Origin of the sequence: Nguyenibacter vanlangensis, assembly GCF_013376155.1 — a bacterium.
In the GTDB taxonomy this organism is placed as follows: Bacteria; Pseudomonadota; Alphaproteobacteria; order Acetobacterales; family Acetobacteraceae; genus Gluconacetobacter; species Gluconacetobacter vanlangensis.
Genome location: NZ_JABXXP010001204.1, coordinates 1 through 586, shown reverse-complemented (window position 1 = coordinate 586; position 586 = coordinate 1). Strand labels below are relative to the sequence as shown.

The 586-nt window shown below is 73.4% G+C and carries 1 protein-coding gene; it reads right to left on the bottom strand.

The window, feature by feature from the left end; all coding sequences use genetic code 11:
* Positions 1 to 586: efflux RND transporter periplasmic adaptor subunit (locus tag HUK84_RS22125; protein ID WP_176642032.1), on the bottom strand; the 586-nt coding region annotated here is incomplete at both ends.

Genomic DNA, 586 nt, shown 5'->3' with positions numbered 1-586 from the left:
CGCGGCCCATCGTCACCGCATGCAGCCGGGCCCGGCCGTCGGGCGCCAGGGTGGCGACGCGCAGCCCCTCGGCCCGGAACAGCAGGGCGTTCGCCGGGATGCGCACGCCCCGGTCGGGGACCGGCAGAACCAGCCGCACCTGGGCATAGCCGCCGGGCAGCAATTCGCCCCGGGGATTGTCGGCGCGCAACTGCGCCAGCAGGGTGCGCGGACCCGGTTGCAACGCGTTCGCCGTGCGGGTCAGGGTGGCGGCGAAGACGCGGCCCGGATATTCGGGCAGGCGCAGCTCGGCCGCCAGGCCGGGCCGGATCGCGGGGGCATAGGCCTGCGGCACCTGGACATAGACGCGCAGCCAACTGATGTCCGCCACCCGGAACAGTTCCGGCCCCCCGCCGCTGCCGGCGTCGATCAGGCTGCCATTGTCGGTTTCGCGCGCCGTGACGATGCCGTCATAGGGCGCCAGCACTTTTTCGAACCGCACCAATTGCTCCAGGCGCCGCACATTGGCCTGGTTCGACGCCACGGCGGCGGCGCGGGCGGCGGCGTCGCTGGCGGCCTGGTCGTTCTGCTGGGCTGAGACCGAACG